Below are 17913 nucleotides of genomic sequence, written 5' to 3'. Positions count from 1 at the left end.
GGAGACGCTATGTTAGATAAGGCAACCAGACTGTTACTTGTTGAAGACGATGAAGATGATTATATTTTAACCTGTGATTATCTAGAGCAGCTGAGTTCGCATACATTTGATATAGAGTGGATCAGTGATCCCAAGCAGGCAGTTAAGGTACTGAGTAAAAATCAGCACGATATTTGCCTGCTTGATTACCGCTTAGGGGCTTCAGACGGCTTAGCAGTTTTAAAGCAAGCTGTAGAAAATGGTTTTAATGGCCCTATCATTATGCTCACCGGGCAATCAAACGACGCCCTTGATTTAGCCGCTTTGGATGCCGGAGCTGTTGATTACCTCGTAAAAAGTGAAATGAGTTCAAGTCGCTTTGCCCGCTCTATTCGCTACGCATTAGCCCGACGCGATGTTGAAGATGAACGCCTTGAACGACTCAAAGCAGAAGCCGAAAATCGTTCTAAAGACCGCTTTTTAGCACATTTAAGCCATGAGCTACGCACTCCGTTATCGTCAATCTTGGGCTATACCGAGTTGCTTATGCAAAGTGAATTTAACAATCATGCCAATAATGAGTTAGGGGTTATTTATCGTAATGGTAAGCATCTACTTAGCTTGTTAAATGATGTTCTCGATTTATCAAAAATAGCTGCCGATAAACTGGAGCTCAGCTGCAGTGATGTCAACCTTGATAGTTTAATGGCTGATGTGTTTACCTTAATGCGAGTATCTGCGCTGGATAAAGGGCTGTCGCTGCGTTTTGAGTCATTACAACCTTTGCCCCTTGTAATTAGTATTGATGCGACACGGTTTCGGCAAATTTTAATTAATATCATCAATAATGCGATTAAGTTCACCGAGCAAGGCGATATCATTGTTCGCGCATGGACAAAAGTTATTGATGGCCGTGAAATGCTGTTTTTTAGTATTAAAGATTCTGGAATGGGTATTGCCCCTGAGAAACAAGCACTTATATTCAAACCATTTGAACAAATAGCCGATGTAGAATCGCGCTCAGTTGGCGGCGCGGGGTTAGGTTTAGCTATTTGCTCTGAATTGTTGAGTCGTATGCAGGGCGGGATCACATTAGAGTCTGCTATCGGTCATGGATCTGAATTTACTATTTCAGTGTATCCGGGCAATATTCAATATGTAGAGCGCAGTGTATTAAAGCTCGATTTGACACCTAATATGCAGCAAAAAATGGCCCCCTGTAAAGTCAGTGGCCGAGTATTGGTGGTTGATGATTTACGAGATTTACGGGTGTTAGTTGGGCATATGATCTCTTCTGCTGGTGCAAAGGTTGATTATGCTGAACACGGTAAGCAAGCACTTGATAAAGTAACTAAAGCACAACAGCAAGGTGATCCGTACGACATTATATTTTTAGATATTCATATGCCGGTGATGGGGGGCAAAGAAACCACGATTGAACTTAGAAAAATGGGTTTTAAGGGGGCGGTAATCGCGCTTACTGCTGCCACGATGAAAGGTATACATAGCGAGTTATTGGCGCTGGGTTTTAACGATGTGATAGGCAAACCTGTTGATTCAAGCTTACTTTATCAGTGCTTAACTAATTACTCTGTGGCGGCTAATAAGCTCGTTGATAAATTAGCGCAACCAGCGCGAGTAAAAAGTTGTGCGCGTTTTTTATTGGTTGAAGATGATGCAGATGCGGCGCAAATCACCCAGTTATTACTGGAAAGTTTAGGGGTTGAAACCGTTGTTGCAACTAGTTATGAGCATACTTTAGCAATTCTAAAAAATGACTCTCAATTTGATAAAGTGTTATTAGATATGCATTTGCCTGATGGCAGTGGCTTGGATTTAGCTCGTTATACAAAGCAGTATTATCCAGATCTAAAGCGAGTAATCGTCAGTGGTATACAGCCAGATCCGAAGCAAATTGAACTCCTTGAGATAGAGCAAGTATTACTTAAACCGATTAATTTAGCATTACTAACCCAACTTATTGAGGGTTAGTAATAATTGATTGACGCACCACTAATTCAGGTTCAAAAAGAGTTTGTAAAGCTGGGGTGGTTTTTTTATACACCTCACTTAAAATCCAGTTAGCAGCCATTTGGCCCATTTCGTTGATTGGGTAATTGACGGTACTAAGTGGTGGATACACATGACGGGTAAAAAATACGTTATCGTAGCCCATAATAGAAAGTTGCTCAGGCAAGATTAATGATGACTCACGGGCACTGGCCATAGCGCCGGTTGCCATTTCATCATTGGCACAAATTAGCGCTGTAAATTTTGAATTACCGTTATATAAATGCTGAAAGCCTGCAGTGCCGCTGTCTTCCATAAAATCACCTTGATATAGTAATTGCTCATTAAAACTAATGTTGTGCTCTGCTAGAGCTTGTTTGTGCCCTGCAAGGCGATCTTGAGCATCTTGTTTCCACAGTGGGCCGCTGATATAAGCGATATTCGTATGGCCTTGCTCTAATACGTGTTTAGCCGCTAAATAACCGCCTTTTACGTTATTTAAAATAATGCAGCGCGATGCTAGTTCGCGAATGTATCGGTTGATCAGTACAAAAGGAGTTTTCCCTTTGCTCAACTCTATTAAGTAGTCATCACTAATTGCTTCAACATGCAAAATTAAGCCATCACAATTACGACTAATTAAAAACTCGATTGCTTGTTGTTCACGTTCTTCGTCACTGTGACCTGCAGCAATAATCACATGCTTGCTTTGTTTACGAAAAGCGGTCTCAATGCCGCTCATCATTGGGCCATAGAAAGGGCCTTGTAGTTCGGAAACTAATAAACCAACACTATTTGAACAGTTAGATGCGAGAGATTGTGCAATGGAATTAGGCCGGTAACCAAGCTGTGTCATCGCAACGGTTACCTTTTTTCGCGTTGCGTCGCTGACATTGGTGTTATTGTTCATTACTCTTGAGACGGTTGCTAACGATACGCCAGCAAGTTTTGACACCTCATAAATGGTCGCCATGATATTCCTTGTTAAGTACTACTTCTTTGGGCTAAATCAGCGTTTATTTTCTCTAAGGTATTATTATCAAGAATATACCTTTTCATGATCAACGCGACAAGTACACTACCAATTGCAGGAAACAGTGTAAACGAGGTTAAAATACCGGCTTTAGTTGCTTCATTAAGCTCAGTGTTAGCCTGATAGCCATAGTAAGCCAGTAACCAACCAGCAATAGCTCCGCCCAGTGCAAGGCCTAGTTTAATAAAGAACACCACGCTTGCATAGACCAAGCCAGTTAGCCGATGACCATTTTGCCATTGTCCGTAGTCAATTGCATCTGCCATTTTTGCCCATAACAATGGAGTTGCCATTTGGGTGAAAAAACACCATAAAAAATAGACTGCAAACGCGAGCACTAATTGGTCGTCAGATAAGAAAAATGCAAAACAGCTTATGGCCGCAGAGATGTATTGGAGATATATATATGCTGCTTTTTTATCAACCCGTTTACTCAGTGGTTGTGCGCAGGCGCAGCCAAGGATATTACCGATCATTCCCAAGGTAACAAATTGCGTAACTAAGTCGGCTTCACCAAGAACATATTTTACGTAATAAATTGCTAAAGTCGTACGCAGCACCATACTCGTGAGCAGCATAATTGCAGCACCACAAAGTATTTTAAAAGGACCGTTTTGCCACAACGTTGCCATTTGTGCTTTGAGGCTAAGGGTTTGTTGCTGTGGTGCAACCACACGCTCTTTAGTAAAGCGAAAGCAGGTCAAAAATAATATCACACCGAAACAGCTCATCAGTATCATAGTAAGCTGATAGCCAAGAGCATTATCGCCTTTACCAAACCAGCTTACTAATGGCAATGTGCAAGCACTGACGAGTAAGCCACCGAGCATACCAAATACAAAACGATAAGATTGAATGGATACGCGTTCACTCGGATCGCGACTTAGTACTCCACCCAAAGCTGAATAAGGAATATTAATTGCGGTATAAACCAGCATTAATAGCGTATAGGTGACAAACGCGTAGATGACTTTTCCTGTCGCGTTTAAATCTGGTGTGGTAAAAGTAATTACACTAACCAGCCCAAACGGGATCGCGAGCCACAATAGGTAAGGCCGGTAACTACCATATTTGGTTCGGGTTGCATCGGTGAGCGCCCCCATTAACGGATCGGTGATTGCATCAATAACTCGCACCACTAGGAACAGAGTACCAACGATGGCCGGAGAAATACCAAATATATCGGTATAGAAAAAAGTTAAAAATAGCATCACGGTTTGAAAAATGATGTTACTTGCAGTATCACCTAAGCCATAGGCTATTTTTTCTTTTCTAGTTAGCATAATTGGCACTCATGTTGTTATTATTTTTTGCGCTGTGTGAGCAATGCGCGATATTGTATTGCGCTCTCTTTTAGTATGCGTTGCTGGTTTTCATAATCAACATAAACGAGACCAAAGCGTTTTTCATAGCCGTATGCCCATTCAAAGTTATCCATTAAGCTCCATGCAAAATAACCCTGTATATCAACCCCTTGTTCAACTGCGTCATGCACTGCATTGAGGTGGGTATGATAATAACTAACGCGCTCTGTATCGAGCACTTGGCCATCTTGTAGTGTATCGGCCATGGCCGCACCATTTTCAGTTACATAAACTTTAGGTAGTTGGTATAGCTCATTTAATGATACTAACAACTCAGTTAAACCTTGTGGATAGACTTCCCAGCCCATGTCAGTCACAGCTATGTTGTTGATTTGTGCTTCGGCAAACCAGTTATCATCAGTGTTTTGGTAGTGTATGCGGGTATAGTAATTAACGCCAATAAAGTCGATTTTTTGACTGATTATCGCCATATCATCAGCAGCTATATGGGGTTGCACTTCACTACTGAGGCTATTTAAAAGCGCCGGATACTGACCTTCTAAAACTGCTTTGATATACCACTGATTGTGATATTGATCGGCTAATAATGCTGCTTGTGTATCGTTTTCTGTCAGTGGATAAGCTGGGCTGAAGTTAAGTACAATACCAGCTTCTATATTAGGGCAATTGGCGCGCAGTACTTGCATGGCAAGACCATGGGCTAACAATAAATGATGAGCCGCCTGACGACCTGCTTGTTGGCTTTTAATGCCGGGTGCATGTACACCCACTTCATAGCCTAAATAGGCACTGCAAAAAGGTTCATTTAAAGTCGCATAAGAGTCAACTAAACCTGTCAACTGCTTGGTAACTAAATCAGTATAGTGAGCAAATGCATAAGCGGTGTCACGATTTAACCAGCCACCGTTATCTTCCAAGTGTTGGGGTAAATCCCAGTGATATAAGGTGACATAGGTCTTTATATTGCGTGCTTTTAAAGCCGTTAATAAATCACGATAAAAGCCAATGCCTTGCTGATTAATACTGCCATCTTGATGCAATACGCGCGGCCATGAAATTGATAATCGGTACGCATCAACGGCTAAGTCAGCAATCATTGCGATATCTTGTTGCCATAGTTCAACATGGTTACAGGCTGTATCGCCATTGCTATTGTCGGCGATAGCCCCAGGTTGGTCACAAAAAGTATCCCAAATAGATGTCAGGCGAGCGCTGCGAGCTCCCTCAATTTGAAATGAGGCTGTGGCTACACCAAAGGTAAACTGAGGTTTAAGTAGCGCAGAGCTAGGCGGCAGAGAAATAGTTTTAAACACGATTAGGTGCATCCTTTAACATTCAGTTTTGGCAATTACTTTTACATTAAGCACAGCATAGTCATTAAAAATGGAAGCGCTTACAGAATGTTTGTAAATAAATTGCTAATTTCGATTTATATGATATAAATGTAAGCGCTTACATTTTATGTTGCAACTATTATTTGCTTTTTTTAAGTAGTGAAAAAGTACTTCAATAAGCGTAACTAACTGATAATTAAAATAATTAGAGAGTTTAATATGGCAAACGTCACACACAATTTGGCAACGAATGAACATAGCCTACAACCAATGGGCAAACAAACGTTTGCTTTAACGTCGTTGACCACCTTATTTTTTATGTGGGGGTTTATTACGTGTCTAAACGATATTCTGATCCCCTATTTAAAAGGGATGTTTTCACTCAATTATACCCAAGCGATGCTAATCCAATTTTGTTTCTTTGGGGCTTATTTTGTGATGTCGATACCCGCTGGTAAGTTGGTGAGTAAAATAGGTTATCAATTTGGTATTGTGGTGGGCTTAGTGGTGGCAGCGGTTGGTTGTGCATTATTCTATCCCGCAGCCGTAGCGCATGTTTATGAGCTGTTTTTATTGGCGCTATTTGTACTGGCTTCGGGGATTACCATCTTACAAGTGTCAGCCAATCCATACGTAAGCGTACTTGGCGCTGCAAAAACAGCGTCGTCGCGTTTAACCATGACCCAAGCATTTAATTCGTTAGGTACTACGGTTGCGCCAATCTTTGGTGGCTGGCTTATTCTAACTGAAGTCAGCCAAGCAACCGCAGAGCAAGTTAAACTTCCTTATTTAATGCTTTCAGCAAGCTTACTGGTACTTGCGGTGATTTTTGCTTTTTTAAAATTACCTAAACTTGGCAAAGCTGCAGATGCTGAGAGTGAAAATCAATATGTTGAGAACTTTATTGATTTAGGCAGTGTTTGGCGGTATCGCCATTTAATTTTAGGAGCTGTTGGCATTTTTGTTTATGTCGGTGCTGAAGTCGCAATCGGCAGTTTTTTAGTTGGCTTTTTAACCTTAGATCATATTGCGGGTTTTACTGAGCAGCAAGCAGCACATTATATTAGTTATTACTTCGCTGGCGCCATGATAGGTCGTTTTATTGGTGCTGCCATCATGCAAAAACTCAATGCAGGTAAGGTATTGGCATGTCATGCACTACTTGCCATGGTACTGGTTTTAATGGCGATGACAGGACAAGGGGCATTAGCAATGTGGGCTATTTTGTTGGTCGGATTATGTAACTCAATTATGTTCCCAACTATCTTCAGTTTAGCCCTACAAGGCCTTGGCAAATATACCTCTCAGGGTTCAGGTATTTTATGCTTAGCCATTGTCGGTGGTGCAATTATTCCATTATTACAAGGCGTCCTAGCTGACAATTTTGGTGTGCAATTAGCACTATTACTGCCGATCGGCTGCTATTTATATATTACTTACTTTGCGCTATTTGGCTCAAAAGTAACAACCTCAACTCGTCATTGATAACTAGGTGGACAACATGACAATAACAAAACCACGTACTCTTTTGGTAATGATGATTGCAGCAATGGCGATGAATGGCTGTTCGCAATCAGAACAAACAGCAGCGACCAATGAGATTTGGCCGATGATCAAAAGCGGTGTTAAAGACGATGCCAATATGGAGCAAAAAATTGCTGACTTGCTCGGCTCAATGAGCTTAGAACAAAAAATAGCCCAGATGATCCAACCTGAAATTCGCGATATTACAGTGGAAGATATGCGTCAATATGGTTTTGGTTCTTACCTTAATGGCGGTGGGGCTTTTCCTAATAATAATAAACATGCCACGGCTGCTGATTGGATTGAACTAGCCGAAAAAATGTACCAAGCATCAGTCGATGACTCGCTTGATGGTATCAACATCCCTACGATGTGGGGAACCGATGCAGTTCATGGTCATAATAATGTTATTGGTGCGACGTTATTTCCGCACAATATCGGTTTAGGTGCGGCTAACAATCCACAGTTGATTGAAAAAATTGCTGCAGCGACCGCGCAAGAAGTGATGGTAACCGGTATAGATTGGGTGTTTGCACCTACCGTTGCTGTGGTACGAGATGACCGCTGGGGCCGCACTTATGAAGGGTATTCAGAAGATCCACAAATTGTTAGAGATTATTCAGCCGCAATAGTAAAAGGCTTACAAGGCGCAGTTGATCAAGACTTTTTATCAGATAAACGGGTGATCAGTACGGTTAAGCATTTTATTGGTGATGGTGGTACACAAGGCGGTGATGACCAAGGTAATAATATTACCAGCGAAGCAGAGTTATTTACCATTCATGCGCAAGGTTATGTGGGAGGCTTAGGTGCTGGAGCACAAACAGTTATGGCATCGTTTAATAGCTGGCATGGCGAAAAAATCCATGGCAGTAAATATCTCTTAACTGATGTGCTAAAAGGCAAAATGGGTTTTGATGGCTTTGTTGTGGGTGATTGGAATGGTCATGGACAAATCCCTGGTTGTACCAATGGAAACTGTGCACAAGCCGCTAATGCCGGCCTTGATGTATACATGGTGCCTACTGATGCATGGAAGCCACTTTATGAAAACCTTATCGCACAAGTTAACAATGGCACAATTGCGCAATCACGAATTGATGATGCGGTAACGCGTATTCTGAGAGTAAAAATGCGTGCTGGTTTATTTGATAAACCAAGTCCTGCAAATCGTCCACTTTCAGGAAAAACAGAGGTCATTGGTAGTGCTGAACATCGTAAAATCGCAAAACAAGCAGTTCGCGAATCTTTAGTACTCCTAAAAAATAAACAACAGTTACTGCCGCTTTCGCCAAAAGCAAATGTGTTAGTAGCCGGTCTAGGTGCTGATAATATCGGTATGCAATCTGGCGGTTGGAGCATTACTTGGCAAGGTACGGGGAATCAAAATAGCGACTTCCCAGGTGGCACGTCGATTTTGGATGGTATTGAACACACTGTTAAGCAAGCGGGCGGGCAAGTTCAGCATGACTTAAACGGTGAGTTCAATACATCTCCAGATGTCGCTATTGTAGTATTTGGTGAGCAACCTTACGCAGAAGGCAATGGGGATTTAGATAATCTTGAATATCAGCGGGGTAATAAAACGGATTTAGCGCTACTGCGAAAATTAAAGCAAGCCGGTATTCCCGTTGTATCATTATTTATTAGCGGCCGCCCAATGTGGGTAAACGCAGAACTTAATGCCAGTGATGCGTTTGTCGCGACGTGGTTGCCAGGTAGCGAAGGGGATGCAATTAGCGATGTGTTATTTGCAAATGTAGATGGCTCAGTAAATCATGATTTTAAAGGCAAGCTGTCGTTTTCTTGGCCGAATAACCCAGTTGATAACGAAAATCGTGGTGATAAAGATTATTCGCCATTATTACCGTATGGTTTTGGCTTAACTTATTCAGATAAAAACACCTTACAAGATGATCTTGTTGAACAAACAGGAATATCACAGCAGCTTGATGATTTAGTATTGTTTGAGCGCGCGGTTAAAGCGCCATGGAGTCTGCATTTACAAAGTGGTGAGCAGCAAAAAGTGATGGCAAGTAGTCGCGAATCAATCGGAGCTGTTAGCGTTAAAACCTTTGATAAAGACGTTCAAGAAGATGCGCGTGCAATTACCTTCAGCGGCGATGAACTAGCAGCAGTACGTTTAAGTGCGGCATTCCCATCTGATTTACGTTCGTTTGTTGAAAAAGCAGGGCAGTTACAAATGCAAATTAAGGTTGAGCAAAGTGCCGATGCCCCGCTTTGGCTTGGTATGCAATGTGGTGATGATTGCCAAGGTAAATTGGATATTGCTAAGCAGCTAAATGCAACCAATGAATGGCAGACTTTAAGCATTGATTTACGGTGTTTTTCACAGCAAGGTGTTAATTTAGGGCAAGTATTCTCACCTTGGCAGTTAAGTACAGCAGCGCCATGGCAGGTGTCGATTGCGAAACTCAACATCACCAGCGAGCATGTATCTACTGAGGTTATTTCATGCCAGTAATGCCTTTGTTAGGCTTAACACCACTGACATCGATCTAGATAAATAGCAATACGAAGTTAATTGCCAATAAACGTCATAAAAGGTAGTCTAGGCTGCTTTTTATTGAATAGGAAAGATCGAAATGAAACCAGTGAATCCATCAAAAGTCATTTGTATTGGTCGTAACTATGCTGCCCATATTGCTGAGCTTGGTAATCAAGAGGCAGACGAAATGGTGGTGTTTTTAAAGCCGCCAAGCGCGATAACAAATACCTTAATGTGTACTCATAAGGATGAGCAATTACATTTTGAGACTGAAATTTGTTTTCAAGTTAACAATGGCTGTTTAGCTGCTGTGGCGGTGGGACTGGATTTAACTAAGCGAGATTTACAGAGTAAATTAAAAGCCAGCGGTTTACCGTGGGAACGCGCGAAAGCCTTTGATGGCTCTGCATTGTTTAGTGAGTTTGTACAAATAGACGAACAAGCTATTGAGCATTTAAGCTTAACCTTACTGATAGATAATAAGGTGCGACAACAAGGCGGCGTTGAGTTAATGCTTTATAAACCCGCGGTTATCTCAGCCCAAGTTAGTGAGTTTATGACTTTAATTGATGGCGATATTATTATGACTGGCACACCTGCAGGAGTAGGAGCTGTGAACGCAGGAAGTAAATTTATTGCTCAGTTACACTTGGGCTCAGACTTATTGGTTCAGCAAGAGTGGTTGGCTGAGTAAGTTTTAATATCTGTTGTTGATATTGTTGATCAAACTCCGCAAAGGTATTTTCAAGCAATACACGCTGTGTTTGCTGGTACTTTGCAGACGGCAGTATGCTATTTGTTAGCACTCGATTTATTTTTTTTAAGGCATTATTAGCAAAATTATTAGGGGCATTGGTTGAGCAACCAATCGCACCTAAAACCAGCTTATCGGCGTGATCGGCAATAGGTAAGGTTACTACATTATCAAATTCGCTGAAGCGGTTGTAGTAATCTGCTAAAAAAGGATAGTCGATAGTGTAATCAATATACCCATGATTGAGCCGATTGATCACCGAGCTGCTTTCGTTTTCACTGTTCCAACTTAATGATGTATGTTGGTCGCTTTTAGTATTTCGAGCGATGGTATTTAACTCTGGAGTAAATTTACGCGCAGCGGATTGACCAAAAATAAATTTATTATCTGTCAGTAGTTTAACTAAATTTATCGGTGAACTGTGTTGTTGGCTAATTACTTTCGCTGTTTTAGCTGAGGCAATGATAGCAAATGGTGGGTACACCGTTGTTGGCACCGAATAGATCACTCGCGGGGTGTTAACTTTACGGTGGATCATACAAGGGAAACATGCTTGTTGACCTTCATCGAGGTACTTACCTATACGTTTTTGCGGCAACATGAGGCGGGTATGCTTTATATCGGGTAATTCACTGATGAGCTGTTCGACTAAGTAATCACATAAGCCACCATCGGGAGTTTGTGCTGTTTTGGCCAGATGAAAAGGGGCTGTATTGCTTTGTAGCCAAGTTATATGGGTTACTTCATCGGTAGTATTAGCAAGTACATAGACGCTTGAAAAAAAAGAGAATAATGCAACGATGTAATAGACAATACGCATAGCTATATTTACTTTATCCGCTAACAATTTAAATCGAGTATACAATAACTAATATTTTGCGCTACTAAAGACTGGTAAGTTATTACGGTAAGTTAATTTTTTAATACTTTAGTGGTGTTTTTTTGATTCACTATTTGTGAGAAGTCGTTTTTCAAGTATTTTAATCCGGTGGAAAGCCCAAGCATTGATAATGATTGGGCTTTATTGATTAAAATGGCATTGGGTATTGCTTAAATACATTACCGATATCAGTTAGAGCTTGTTCACTTAATTCGATGTTGAACGCGGCAATGTCATCTTTTAGTTGTACCAAGCTGGTTGCACCAATAATTGAAGAAGTAACGCCATCAACTTGGTCACACCATGCAAGCGCCAATTGTGCTGGGGTTATTTGGTATTGCTGGGCAATTTCAACATAGTGGCTGATTGCTTGTTGAGATTGCGCTGTGTCACGGAATAAACCATTACGCTGCACCAGTGTCCAGCGGCTACCATCGGGACGTGCGCTATTTAAATATTTACCACTTAACATACCGCCTGCTAAGGGTGACCAAGGTAAATAAGCAATATCTTCGTGAATACATTGCTCTATTAGATAAGGCCAATCTTTAGCGTGTAATAAACTAAATTCATTTTGAATAGAGACCATGCGCGGTAAATTATGTTGTTCACTTAACCGTAAAAATTGGCTAATACCCCATGGCGTGTCGTCAGAGAGACCACAATGTTTAATTTTACCAGCTTTAACACAGTCGTTTAAACCTTCAAGAATATCGAGCATACCCGCTGTGTGTTGCTCTGTATTAGCGTCACTAAAACGGATCATACCTGGCCAATGTTTGCTAAAGTGCGGTGATTGACGATTTGGCCAATGCAGTTGGTATAAATCAATTACATCGGTTTGTAGGCGTTTTAATGACTCGTCAACGGCATGAACGACTGCTTGACGAGTAATATCGCCGCCATCGCGTATCCAAGCTAGGCCATTGCCAGCAATTTTAGTGGCGAGCACAATATCGTCTCGCTTACCTGGATTACGCGCTAACCAATTACCGATAATTTGCTCTGTCTTTCCGTACGTATCAGGAGTGGGAGGTATGGCATACATTTCTGCAGTATCAATGAAGTTTACGCCATGCTCTAAGGCATAAGCAATTTGCTCATCAGCATCTGCTTGATTATTTTGTACGCCCCACGTCATGCTGCCTAAGCATACACGAGACACATTTAGACCACTGCTACCAAGTGGGTTGTAACGCATAATGATTCCTTACTTTTATGATTCTCGGCTGTACTTATGTAATGCAGCCAATAATGGCTCACTTAATTGTGCTTTCTTACCCGTTTTAAAATTAAACATCACCACTTGCGATGACCCTAATGTAGTCAAGGCATTTTGCGCTTGGCTAAATACGCTGTAGTGCATCATAAAACGGTCTTTTTGAATATCACTGATGGTAACGCCTACCAACACTGTATCAGGAAATGTGACTGGGCGTTTATAACGCGCGTTATTTTCACTAATCACAGGACCAATACCTGTTGTTTGTAAATCTTCGAGTAAATTTATTTGATTAAAAAAATCAATTCGAGCAGTTTCGAAATAACGAAAATACACCACATTATTGACATGTTGTAAGGCATCCATTTCTCCCCAAGCAACATTAATTGCTGTATGGATAGGATGTTGTTCTATAAATGATTGCATATTCGACAGCTCTTTAAAGTAAAAACGTAGATTAGCAATTGGTGCTGTTTAGCTCAAGAAAATTAGGAAAACAGTGAAAATGTGCTAGTTTTAGTAGTTCACGGTTACGTAAATGAATACTTTAATCTGATTTAAAGGAGCTAATTATGAATACAGTGACAGCAAAAATAATGAAACGCTTAGCGCTACTGGTGGTGATCTGTTTGGCATTCGTTTGTTATGCGATGGGCAATGCTTCTGGGATGGTGATACTAATCGTAGTTGGTTTTATTTTAGAAGGTGCTTTTTGGTTATTCGGTGCGAGGTTATTTAATCGTAAAAAGTCTTCACAGCAAGAATCATCGAGCTGATGACTTGCTAATAAATCAAACTTAATGAATAATAACTGTTCATTTGTACAGTGCTTGGTTTGAGGAATGAAAAAGTTTATTCATATTGACATGGATTGCTTTTACGCAGCCGTCGAAATGCGCGATAACCCCGCGCTTGCTAATGTACCTTTGGCAATTGGTGGCAATAGTCGCCGTGGAGTGCTCTCTACAGCAAATTACATCGCCCGCGAATACGGTGTGCGCTCTGCGATGTCTAACTACCGTGCTAAACAATTATGCCCAGATTTAGTGATTGTACCAGGGCGTATGCAAGTTTATAAACAAGCCTCTTCGCAAATTCGTGCTGTATTCCAGCGCTATACCGACCTTATAGAGCCTCTTTCTTTAGATGAAGCTTACCTTGATGTGACTGAAAGTAATGCATGCCATGGTAGTGCGACCTTAATGGCAGAGCAGATCCGCGCCGATATTTTTGCAGCCACCGGTTTAACTGCTTCGGCTGGAATTGCGCCGATAAAATTTATTGCCAAAATTGCCAGTGATGAAAATAAACCGAATGGTCAATTTGTAGTATTGCCTGAGCAAGTGGATGACTTTTTAGCGCAATTACCTTTGGGTAAAATACCCGGGGTCGGTAAGGTTACCCTTGAAAAACTCAATTTAAAAGGCTTATACACCGGTGCTGATGTGCGCGCTAAAGGGGTTAATTGGATGCAGCAACACGTTGGTAACTTTGGGGTCTCGCTGTATCAAAAATGTGCCGGTTTACATATTGGTAAAGTATCCACAGAACGTACCCGTAAATCGCTCAGTGTTGAGCATACCTATGAATATAATAAAACCAGCTTACAAGCGTGTTTAGATCAATTGCCAATATTATTGGCTGAGCTTCAACGTCGATTAACAAAACAGCAATTAGAGCAACGCATAAATAAACTCAGTGTCAAAGTCAAGTTTGCTAATTTTGTGGTGACATCGGCCGATCAAACTTGCCACCGACTTGATGAAACTATCTTGGCTGAGCTTCTGAGCAAAGCATATCAACGTGGCTTGCAGCAGCCAGTGCGGTTACTCGGTGTAGGAGTCGGTGTTAAAAATGAACCGCAGCAACATGTACAGCTGAGTATATTAGATTAAGATACTGCGCGCTATTTGCTTCAATAAATGATAAGTGGGCAGTGAGTAACTGCTGTATTTTACACTGTAACTCCAAGTTGCCAGTGTTATGTTAGCTCGTCGTACATTGCTGGCAATAGCTATTTAAATCAATGATAATAAGCTCCTACGTATTTTGACAACAGGACCTTTTTTTATGGCATATCCTCACGCAGTTGCAGCCCCGCAATTAGATAACGCAAAACATGATGCGCTTATTATTATTGCCGATAACTTTTCTGAGTTAGACGACCCGAATCTAAGCCAAGCTATTAAAGCGCAAATGGCGGTTGATGCACGTATTGGTAAGCAAGTCACGCTGCTTGTTGTTGATTCTAAAAGGGTAATTTTAGCGCCGACAGGTCCATTAAATCGTGATTATGACGATGTACGTCGTTATTTTGATGCAGCTAAATTGGCTATCAATGAAGCTAAAGCATCAGGCAGTACAAAACCTGCTATTTACTTACCACAAGCAAGCCAAGATAGCCGTTATCAGTATGCCTTAGAAGTTGCTTATCTTGGTGCTTGCCAAGCGTTGTGGCAGCCGCTTGAGGCGCGCGAGTTTCATGGTGAAAGCATTGAACCGATCACTCAAATAGCCTTGTTTGGTGCTAATGAGCAAACAATTAAAGCAGTAAATGCCATTGCCGCAGGGCAGTATGCTGCTCGTGATTTATGTGGCACTGAGCCTGAGCGTATGGCGCCACCACGTTTTGCTGATTACTGTGTAGATTTATTTAAAGGCAGCAAGGTCAATGTTGCAGTGATTGCAGATATTGCCACGATTGATAAAGAGTACCCGATGATGAGTACCGTGGCTCGCGCTTCATATGCGGTTGAGCGTCATCACCCTCGTGTTGTAAAACTTGAATATGTACCAGAGGGCGAAGTAACACGTACCTTAATGTTTGTCGGTAAAGGCTTAGTATATGACACCGGTGGTGCCGATTTAAAAGTGGGCGGGCATATGGCCGGTATGAGCCGTGATAAAGGCGGCGCAGCCTCTGTTGCTGGTTTTATGAAATCAGTGGCAGACTTTCAACCACAAGGCGTTAAAGTTATTGCTTACTTAGCGGTAGTTCGTAATTCAATTGGTTCTGATTGTTTTGTACCAGATGAAATTATTACTAGCCGTGAGGGCGTACGTGTTCGCATCGGTAATACGGATGCAGAAGGGCGCTTAGCTATGGGGGATTTACTCAGCGAGATGAAAGATTTAGCAAAAGGAGAAGTTAATCCTGAAATCTTTACGGTCGCAACGTTAACCGGACATGCAGCTCGTGCAATGGGACCTTACAGTGCATACGTTGAAAATGGCCCTGCACGTGCGGCTAATATTTCTCGTAAGCTGGCTGACAGTGGTGACTTATGGGCTGATGGTGCAGAAGTTTCTCGCAGCCGTCGCGAAGACTATGATTTTATTAAACCGCGTACTTTAGCTGATGACGTATTATCAAGTAACAATGCAGCATCAGCAGTTACCGCACGTGGTCATCAGTTCCCTATGGCATTTTTAGCTATTGTTGGTGGCCTTGATAAGCATGGTTGTGAGTCAGCACAGCCTTTACCTTATGTGCATATGGATATTGCCGGTAGTGGTGTTGAAGGTGGTGATTGGCAGCACGGTAAACCAACTGCAGCAGGCTTAAGCAGTTTATTTGCTCGTTACTGCTTATAATAAGCAGTATTAAATACAACAGCCCCGTCATATAAAATGACGGGGCTTTTTTGTAATTTGTTTTTGTTAATTAATCTAATTTAAAGCGATTAACCACATCAGTTAGCTGTTGGCTACTGTGTTTAAGATTATCGCTTGCACCAGAAAGTTGTGATGTATTGGCCAGAGATTGTTCGGTTGATTGCGATAGTTCATTAATTCGCAAATTGACTTCATCCGCAGCACTTGATTGTTGCTCAGTCGCACGGGCTATTTGACCATTCATATCGGTGATAACCGACACCAGACGTTCAATTTCAGTTAATGAGGTATTGGCAGAGCCAGCTTGTTGTACTGTGCTGGTGGATAATTGTTGGCTAGCTGTTACCGCCTCTACAGCCGCCTGTGCGCCTTTTTGTAATTTGGCTATCATCGCCTGAATTTCGTCTGTGCTCTTGCCTGTGCGACTTGCAAGAGTGCGTACTTCATCAGCTACAACGGCAAACCCTCGGCCTTGTTCGCCAGCACGTGCCGCTTCGATTGCAGCATTGAGTGCCAGTAAATTGGTTTGCTCCGCAATACCGCGGATCACGTCTAGTACCGATCCTATATTATTACTTTCTTGAGCTAAATCAGCGGTAACTTGACTCACAGTTTCAATGTTTTTGGACAGTGTTTCTATGGATTGAATTGTTTTAGCAACGACTTCTTTACCTTCAGATGCATTCACCGCGGCTTGGTTAGCGGCTTGTTCAGCCGCTTCGGCATTGCGACTTACATCATGAATTTGGTGGGTCATTTGCTCCATTGCTGCAGCGACTTGCGTTGAGCTATCGTTTTGCAGTTCAATAAAAGAATGATTGGTTTTACTCGCATCATCCACTGTTTGGGCATGCTGGTTAACATCATTGGCATTATTTGCCACTTGTTTAAGTGACTCACGCATTTTGGTAGTAAATAAATTAAAGTGGCGAGATAATCGTGATACCTCATCATTACCATTTTCATCTAAGGTTTGGGTTAAATCCCCTTCACCTTGAGAGATACTTTTCATCATATTTGCAGCAAGCCGAGTTGGCAGTAAAATACTTCTGGCGATTAAGTAACTTAAACTAATTAATAGCAAAATAATCACTGCGGCATTGAGAATAACTAAATTCCGTAAGCTGGCAAAAGCGTTATCAATAGTATCAATATAAACACCTGAACCGACTATCCATTGCCACGGGGTAAAACCTTTCACATAGGCTATTTTATCAACTGGTTGATCTTTACCTGGTTTAGGCCATTTGTAAGGGATAAAACCTTCACCACTTTGCTTAACTATTTTAACCATTTCAACAAATAACGGTACGCCATCTGGGTCTTTACTGTTGCTGAGTGATTTACCGTTTAATTCTGGTTTAAAAGGATGCATAACCATGGCTGGCTGAAAATTATTGATCCAGAAGTAATTGTCATTGTCATAGCGAATACTAGCTATTGTAGCTAGTGCACCTTGTTGGGCTTGTTGCTCGGTGAGTTCGCCGCTTTGTTGTAATGAATGATAATGGGTAATAACGCTATAAGCAGCTTCAACCAGATTTTTAGTTTTCGTATATTGGCCTGCTTTGAGTGAACCATATTGCTGAGTTAAACTAGTAATACTTAAAAAAAGTAAACCAACAACGACCAAACTTACCAAAATAGCTAAGCGCTGAAAAATAGTAAAACGGCGTAGGTACGACATAAAAAATCCTTTAGAAGTGCTCGCAGAAGGCGCGCATATAT

At 41.5% G+C, this 17913-nt stretch carries 14 protein-coding genes; 7 read left to right on the top strand and 7 right to left on the bottom strand.

Annotated features, from left to right (window positions below; translation table 11 throughout):
• The first annotated feature begins 9 nt into the window (after positions 1 to 9).
• A complete protein-coding gene (locus tag PVK79_RS20255) occupies positions 10 to 1971 on the top strand; it encodes a hybrid sensor histidine kinase/response regulator (RefSeq protein ID WP_257324301.1) in 1962 nt (653 codons plus the stop codon).
• On the opposite strand, the gene PVK79_RS20250 is transcribed toward PVK79_RS20255, so the two are convergent.
• The 3 genes from PVK79_RS20250 to PVK79_RS20240 are packed head-to-tail and all read right to left on the bottom strand — an operon-like array spanning position 1958 to position 5672.
• On the bottom strand, positions 1958 to 2962 hold the full coding sequence (locus PVK79_RS20250) for a LacI family DNA-binding transcriptional regulator (RefSeq protein WP_149981218.1): 1005 nt from the start codon (positions 2960 to 2962) through the stop codon (positions 1958 to 1960). The genes PVK79_RS20255 and PVK79_RS20250 overlap by 14 nt on opposite strands.
• An 11-nt stretch (positions 2963 to 2973) precedes the next feature.
• Complete coding sequence (locus PVK79_RS20245; protein WP_182731822.1) at positions 2974 to 4305, bottom strand: glycoside-pentoside-hexuronide (GPH):cation symporter; 1332 nt, start codon at positions 4303 to 4305, stop codon at positions 2974 to 2976.
• A gap of 20 nt (positions 4306 to 4325) precedes the next feature.
• Positions 4326 to 5672, bottom strand: coding sequence for a GH1 family beta-glucosidase (locus PVK79_RS20240; RefSeq protein WP_257324291.1), 1347 nt, complete (start codon positions 5670 to 5672; stop codon positions 4326 to 4328).
• 279 nt (positions 5673 to 5951) lie between these two features.
• Between PVK79_RS20240 and PVK79_RS20235 the strand changes: the two genes are divergently transcribed.
• The 3 genes from PVK79_RS20235 (at position 5952) to PVK79_RS20225 (ending at position 10408) form a co-directional block, all read left to right on the top strand.
• Positions 5952 to 7166 (top strand): sugar MFS transporter, encoded by a 1215-nt coding sequence (locus PVK79_RS20235; RefSeq protein WP_257326404.1) that lies wholly within the window; start codon positions 5952 to 5954, stop codon positions 7164 to 7166.
• Positions 7167 to 7182: 16 nt separating this feature from the next.
• Positions 7183 to 9690, top strand: coding sequence for a glycoside hydrolase family 3 protein (locus PVK79_RS20230; RefSeq protein WP_257324276.1), 2508 nt, complete (start codon positions 7183 to 7185; stop codon positions 9688 to 9690).
• Between the two features lie 121 nt (positions 9691 to 9811).
• Positions 9812 to 10408: a fumarylacetoacetate hydrolase family protein gene (locus PVK79_RS20225; protein WP_149981213.1), complete on the top strand. Its 597-nt coding sequence runs from the start codon at positions 9812 to 9814 to the stop codon at positions 10406 to 10408.
• On the opposite strand, the gene PVK79_RS20220 is transcribed toward PVK79_RS20225, so the two are convergent.
• The 3 genes from PVK79_RS20220 to PVK79_RS20210 form a co-directional block, all read right to left on the bottom strand.
• Entirely contained in the window at positions 10347 to 11288 is a 942-nt protein-coding gene (locus PVK79_RS20220; protein ID WP_145241176.1) for an ABC transporter substrate-binding protein, read from the bottom strand. The two genes, PVK79_RS20225 and PVK79_RS20220, sit on opposite strands and share 62 nt — an antisense overlap.
• A gap of 208 nt (positions 11289 to 11496) precedes the next feature.
• Complete coding sequence (locus PVK79_RS20215) at positions 11497 to 12549, bottom strand: aldo/keto reductase (protein WP_145241174.1); 1053 nt, start codon at positions 12547 to 12549, stop codon at positions 11497 to 11499.
• A gap of 15 nt (positions 12550 to 12564) precedes the next feature.
• Positions 12565 to 12996: an acyl-CoA thioesterase gene (locus tag PVK79_RS20210; RefSeq protein WP_145241172.1), complete on the bottom strand. Its 432-nt coding sequence runs from the start codon at positions 12994 to 12996 to the stop codon at positions 12565 to 12567.
• 146 nt (positions 12997 to 13142) lie between these two features.
• On the opposite strand from PVK79_RS20210, the gene PVK79_RS20205 reads away from it, so the two are divergent.
• From PVK79_RS20205 to PVK79_RS20195, 3 genes are all read left to right on the top strand, one after another.
• Positions 13143 to 13346 carry a hypothetical protein gene (locus PVK79_RS20205; RefSeq protein WP_145241170.1) on the top strand — a complete coding sequence of 68 codons (204 nt, stop codon included), beginning with the start codon at positions 13143 to 13145 and terminating at the stop codon, positions 13344 to 13346.
• Between the two features lie 66 nt (positions 13347 to 13412).
• Complete coding sequence (gene dinB / locus PVK79_RS20200; RefSeq protein ID WP_145241168.1) at positions 13413 to 14465, top strand: DNA polymerase IV; 1053 nt, start codon at positions 13413 to 13415, stop codon at positions 14463 to 14465.
• Positions 14466 to 14640: 175 nt separating this feature from the next.
• Positions 14641 to 16164: a M17 family metallopeptidase gene (locus PVK79_RS20195; protein ID WP_182718306.1), complete on the top strand. Its 1524-nt coding sequence runs from the start codon at positions 14641 to 14643 to the stop codon at positions 16162 to 16164.
• A 70-nt stretch (positions 16165 to 16234) separates the two neighbouring features.
• On the opposite strand, the gene PVK79_RS20190 is transcribed toward PVK79_RS20195, so the two are convergent.
• Positions 16235 to 17872: a methyl-accepting chemotaxis protein gene (locus PVK79_RS20190; protein ID WP_182734626.1), complete on the bottom strand. Its 1638-nt coding sequence runs from the start codon at positions 17870 to 17872 to the stop codon at positions 16235 to 16237.
• Positions 17873 to 17913: the final 41 nt, after the last annotated feature.

It is taken from the genome of Pseudoalteromonas rhizosphaerae (genome assembly GCF_028885455.1).
Classification (GTDB): domain Bacteria; phylum Pseudomonadota; class Gammaproteobacteria; order Enterobacterales; family Alteromonadaceae; genus Pseudoalteromonas; species Pseudoalteromonas rhizosphaerae.
The sequence above is the reverse complement of the archived record's forward strand: the minus strand, read 5'-3'. Positions and strand labels throughout refer to the sequence as shown.

What these genes read in the sequence shown, in the direction of transcription:
- PVK79_RS20255 (WP_257324301.1), top strand. Translation starts at nt 10, where the DNA reads ATGTTAGATAAGGCAACCAGACTGTTACTTGTTGAAGACGATGAAGAT.
- PVK79_RS20250 (WP_149981218.1), bottom strand. Translation starts at nt 2,962, where the DNA reads ATGGCGACCATTTATGAGGTGTCAAAACTTGCTGGCGTATCGTTAGCA.
- PVK79_RS20245 (WP_182731822.1), bottom strand. Translation starts at nt 4,305, where the DNA reads ATGCTAACTAGAAAAGAAAAAATAGCCTATGGCTTAGGTGATACTGCA.
- PVK79_RS20240 (WP_257324291.1), bottom strand. Translation starts at nt 5,672, where the DNA reads ATGCACCTAATCGTGTTTAAAACTATTTCTCTGCCGCCTAGCTCTGCG.
- PVK79_RS20235 (WP_257326404.1), top strand. Translation starts at nt 5,952, where the DNA reads ATGGGCAAACAAACGTTTGCTTTAACGTCGTTGACCACCTTATTTTTT.
- PVK79_RS20230 (WP_257324276.1), top strand. Translation starts at nt 7,183, where the DNA reads ATGACAATAACAAAACCACGTACTCTTTTGGTAATGATGATTGCAGCA.
- PVK79_RS20225 (WP_149981213.1), top strand. Translation starts at nt 9,812, where the DNA reads ATGAAACCAGTGAATCCATCAAAAGTCATTTGTATTGGTCGTAACTAT.
- PVK79_RS20220 (WP_145241176.1), bottom strand. Translation starts at nt 11,288, where the DNA reads ATGCGTATTGTCTATTACATCGTTGCATTATTCTCTTTTTTTTCAAGC.
- PVK79_RS20215 (WP_145241174.1), bottom strand. Translation starts at nt 12,549, where the DNA reads ATGCGTTACAACCCACTTGGTAGCAGTGGTCTAAATGTGTCTCGTGTA.
- PVK79_RS20210 (WP_145241172.1), bottom strand. Translation starts at nt 12,996, where the DNA reads ATGCAATCATTTATAGAACAACATCCTATCCATACAGCAATTAATGTT.
- PVK79_RS20205 (WP_145241170.1), top strand. Translation starts at nt 13,143, where the DNA reads ATGAATACAGTGACAGCAAAAATAATGAAACGCTTAGCGCTACTGGTG.
- dinB (WP_145241168.1), top strand. Translation starts at nt 13,413, where the DNA reads ATGAAAAAGTTTATTCATATTGACATGGATTGCTTTTACGCAGCCGTC.
- PVK79_RS20195 (WP_182718306.1), top strand. Translation starts at nt 14,641, where the DNA reads ATGGCATATCCTCACGCAGTTGCAGCCCCGCAATTAGATAACGCAAAA.
- PVK79_RS20190 (WP_182734626.1), bottom strand. Translation starts at nt 17,872, where the DNA reads ATGTCGTACCTACGCCGTTTTACTATTTTTCAGCGCTTAGCTATTTTG.